This is a genomic window from Stackebrandtia sp., from assembly GCF_035643755.1.
Classification (GTDB): Bacteria; Actinomycetota; Actinomycetes; order Mycobacteriales; family Micromonosporaceae; genus Stackebrandtia.
In genome coordinates, this window is sequence record NZ_DASQPW010000170.1 from 1 (window position 1) to 4,327 (window position 4,327).

At 65.3% G+C, this 4,327-nt stretch carries 2 protein-coding genes, 1 tRNA gene and 2 pseudogenes; 3 read left to right on the forward strand and 2 right to left on the reverse strand.

Annotation, left to right across the window (positions count from 1 at the left end):
* Both VE172_RS12840 and VE172_RS12845 read right to left on the reverse strand, forming a co-directional pair.
* Window positions 1-347, reverse strand: a pseudogene (locus tag VE172_RS12840) (hypothetical protein); the annotation flags it as partial.
* A gap of 84 nt (window positions 348-431) precedes the next feature.
* Window positions 432-1,355: a M28 family peptidase gene (locus tag VE172_RS12845; protein ID WP_324802176.1), complete on the reverse strand. Its 924-nt coding sequence runs from the start codon at window positions 1,353-1,355 to the stop codon at window positions 432-434.
* Between the two features lie 162 nt (window positions 1,356-1,517).
* On the opposite strand from VE172_RS12845, the gene VE172_RS12850 reads away from it, so the two are divergent.
* The 3 genes and pseudogenes from VE172_RS12850 to VE172_RS12860 all read left to right on the forward strand — a co-directional run.
* Window positions 1,518-3,065 carry a dolichyl-phosphate-mannose--protein mannosyltransferase gene (locus tag VE172_RS12850; protein WP_414715093.1) on the forward strand — a complete coding sequence of 516 codons (1,548 nt, stop codon included), beginning with the start codon at window positions 1,518-1,520 and terminating at the stop codon, window positions 3,063-3,065.
* A 66-nt stretch (window positions 3,066-3,131) separates the two neighbouring features.
* Window positions 3,132-3,204 (forward strand) — tRNA-Ala (locus VE172_RS12855).
* Window positions 3,205-4,101: 897 nt separating this feature from the next.
* A pseudogene (locus VE172_RS12860) lies at window positions 4,102-4,327 on the forward strand (DUF5343 domain-containing protein); the annotation flags it as partial.

Genomic DNA, 4,327 nt, shown 5'->3' on the forward strand with positions numbered 1-4,327 from the left:
GTGCTCGCGGTCAGGTAGGCCGACACCGCGATCGAGAACGTGGCGACCAGCCAGGCCAGGCCGGTACCCGCCAGCATGAGGACGAACGTCGCCACCGCCAGCACGATCCCGGCCGTCAGCACCCATCTCAGGTTCCGCGACCCGCCGGCGACCCGCACGGTGCGCGGCGCGGGTTGCCCCGCCAGACGCGCGGTCAGATCGCCGTCGCGCAGGCTGGGCCTGCCCGGCTCGGCGTCGATCGCTCGCGCGATCGCCGACAGCCCGGGCGGGCGCGACATCGCCGCGACCGTCAGGTATCCGCTGACGCACGCGGCCGCGATCGCGATGATGCCCCACGCGTAAAACATCGTTCCAACCTAACCCCATGCGAAACCCTTGCACGGCAACGGTGGCGCGGACGCAGTCGTCCGCACCACCGTCGGCGTCGTTGGTCAGCTCTTGACCGCGGCCGCCCACAGGCCCGCCGCCAGGGCGTCGGCCATGTTGTTCAGCGCGTCGGCGTTGATGTTGTCGGAGGTGTCGCAGGCCGAGTGGTAGCACTCGTCGAAGGCCTTACCGGCCTCGCCGCCCCACTTGTCGGCCTCCTCCTGGGTCATCTGCGCCGAGGCGCCGGTGGACAGGAAGGCGATCGGCACGCCCGCGTCGCGGAAGGAACCGTCGTCGGAGCAGCACTCCTCCATCTGGTCCGGTTCCTTCTTCACCGACGTCAGGTAATCGGCCATCGCCTTGCCGTACTGGTTGTCCAGCCCGTCCACGAAGTAGCCCGCGTTGGGCGAGGCCACCATGTCGAGGTTGAAGTACGCCTCGACGCCGTCGGCGCCGCCGCTCTTGACGTAGTCGGCCGAGCCGTTGAGGCCCTGCTCCTCGTCGGCCCACCAGCCGAAGCGCACGTGCTTCGCCAGGTCGGGCTTGGCCTGCGCCAGCGCCAACGCCACCTGCAGCACGGTCGCCGACCCGGAGCCGTTGTCGTTGATGCCCGGGCCCGCCGAGACGCTGTCCAGGTGGGCGCCGACCATGATGGTGGCGCTGTCGTCGCCACCGGGCCAGTCGGCGATCACGTTGACGTCGTCGGCGCTGCACGAGCCGCACTTCGGCGTGGTGACGTCGTACCCGGCGTCCTTCAGCTTGCCGACCACGTAGTCGGCGGACTTCTGGTAGCCGTCACTTCCGGCGTGCCGGGTGCCGCCCGCGGCGTCCGCTATGGACTGAAACTCCTTCAGGTGGGCCTGGACATCGTCCACATTGATGTCGGGTGCCGTGGCCGATACCGGGGCGGCCATGGCGACCGGTGCCAAGGCGAGCGCTCCGGCGGTTGCCACGCCGACCGCGATCGCCACCAGCGATCTTCTTCTCATTGGGGTTCCTCCTCATCTCCGTTACTCGGAGTCTGTCGAGAGTGACCGCAGCATACCGCATATTCATACGCATTTATATTGCTGAATCTCCCCCTCCCCGGCGATCATTCCGCGAATCCCGAACCCCTCACTGCCAGGACGCCGCGCGACCCACCCTCTACCATCACGTGGGTGAGTGCCGCCGTCGTAGACACCCGACCCCCCGCCGGCCGCGCCGTGGAATCCCGCCACGGCGAGGTGGTCACGGCCAAGCTCCGCGCCCGCCTGGCCACCCGGATGCCCGGCGACCGCCTCCGCGGCTGGATCGTCACCGGCCTGGTCACCGCCTTCGGCGCCATCCTGCGACTGATCGGCCTCACCCACCCCAAGGGCTTCATCTTCGACGAGGTCTACTACCCCCAGGACGCCCGCCAGATGCTCATGCACGGCGTGGAATGGGACGTCAACTCCAACTCCGGCTCCTTCGTCGCCCACCCGCCCTTCGGCAAGTGGTGCATCTCGATCGGCGAATGGCTCTTCGGCTACAACGAATTCGGCTGGCGCATCCCCTCGGTGGTGGCCGGCGTGGTGTCCATCCTGCTCATCACCCGCCTCGCCCGCCGCCTCACCGGCTCCACAGTGCTCGGGGCCACCGCGGGACTCCTACTGTCCATGGACGGCATGCACTTCGTGCTGTCCCGCGCGGGCCTTTTGGACATCTTCCTCATGGTGTTCATCCTGGCGTCCTTCTACTGCCTCGTCCTGGACCGCGACGCCCGCCGCCGCCGCTGGCTGCGCGCCCTCGACACCGGCATCGACCCCTCCAAACAGCGCCCGCCCTTCTCGATCCCCTGGTGGCGCATCGCCTCGGCCGTCCTGCTCGGCCTCGCCATGGGCGTCAAGTGGAGCGCCCTGTGGTACATCATCCTGTTCGTCGCCCTGATCTTCGTCTGGGAATGGCGCCTGCGCCGCCTGGTCGGCGCGGCCCACCCCCTGCGCGACGCCTTCATCGACGAGATCGGCTGGCTGTTCCTCTTCGGCGCCATCGTCGTCGCCGTCTACCTCGCCACCTGGACGGGCTGGTTCCTCAGCGACGACGGCTACTACCGCCACTGGCTGCGCGACAACCACCAATCCGAACCCCCCGTCATCGGCCCCCTGATCAACCTGTGGCACTACCACATGGACGTCCTCCACTTCCACGACACGCTCTCGTCCCCGCACACCTACCAGTCCTGGCCCTGGCAATGGATGCTCGACATCCGCCCCGTGGTCTTCTTCTGGTCCCCCGACGTCGACTGCGGCGCAAAGGAATGCGCCTCCGAGGTCCTGATGCTCGGCACCCCCCTCCTGTGGTGGGCGTTCCTCCCCTCGATCATCGCCCTCGTCTGGTGGGCCGTCGCCCACCGCGACTGGCGCGCCTGGGGCATCCTGGGCGCGGCGGCCGCGGGCATCGTCCCCTGGCTGGCCTACCCCGACCGCACCATGTTCTTCTTCTACGCCCTACCCGCGGTCCCCTTCCTGGTCCTCGCGGTCGTCTTCGCCCTGGGCATGATCATCGGCCCCCCCAAATCCTCCCCCGAACGCCGCCTCTCGGGCTCCCTCATCGCCGCGGGCATCGTCATCCTCATAGCACTGTGCTTTGTATACTTCTACCCCATCTTCACGGGCCAACCCATCACCAACGACGACTGGCACGCCCGCATGTGGCTCGACAACCGCTGGATCTAACCCACCCGAATACGCCTGCGACGCATCACCACGCGTGTGTTAATGTGATCGCCGGTTCAACCACCAGGGGCTGTAGCGCAGCTGGTAGCGCACCTCGTTCGCAACGAGGGGGTCAGGGGTTCAAATCCCCTCAGCTCCACAAAAACGATAGGCGAAGTGTGTTTCGGTTCCTGAAACCGCTTCGCTTTCGTCGTTCTTGGGAAGGCTCCGCCTCCACCCAAACTTCCTCATGACGCGTCGGTTCTGATGGGTCAGAGAGTTCGCTTCGCCCTCGCCCTCAAGGGCTTTGTGCGCGGAGGGGCTTCGCCCCACCGCGCACCTTTTTTCGGGCGCGCTCCGCGCGCCATGCGAGGGGGCTTCGCCACCCTCGCGGCCAGTGTCGGTCATCAATGACGACAAGGCGACGCTGCTGCTGTCGGAATGCATCGACGACCTCGGCGGCAGTGGCCAGGTTTCGGCACAAATCAAAAATCCAATCCCCTGGCAGAGCTGGGCTACCACAACCGAACGGCGGCATCGTGACCGAACTGGCGGGCGAAGTGGGCTACCCTTTGGAACTCGGGCTCTTGAAACACGCACGTCGTAGTGGGTGGTGGATCGCTGGAATCCGCGACCCGAGAGCGTCGCCAAACACCCCTGATGCACCGCCATGGTCGCCATGATCATCACCAGCCGCGAAGGCGCAGACCCCGCCCGCGTCTCTATGTTCTGCCACGCTCGTGACCACCACCGTGTTAAACGGGGTTTATGTCGCCTGGTCTGAGGTTCGGCCGACAAAAGACGTCGCCGATCCGACACGCGGAACCATCAAGGTCATCGTCCATTTACTATGTGTATTAGCACCATGGCACAGGTCAACCTCCTTGAGAGGCGCCAGAGACACGAGCGCGAGCGCTCACCGAAGCAAACACGCACGAGAACACGTGCCATATGCAAGTACCGCGAACGCCAAACTCCATACTAGACGGACTCACGAAATCAGGCGTCTGTGATGATCCCTACGCTGTAGAACACTAGCTTGAGAAGGGAACGAGTTATGCCGACGTACCCCTACATCTCCGTTCAGCGGGGGTTGGTCGAAACGATTAACCAACTTCGGAAGGGATTTCCGGGGAAAGTGGACGCTGGATATCTGAAGCGATTCAACATTGCACCAGCAAACGAGTCGTTTGTGATCTCGATCTTGCGTTTCCTCGGCTTGATCGACGAAGAAGGTGCTCAACAGCATGAGAATGCTGACTACTTTTTTAGCAACAGCGACG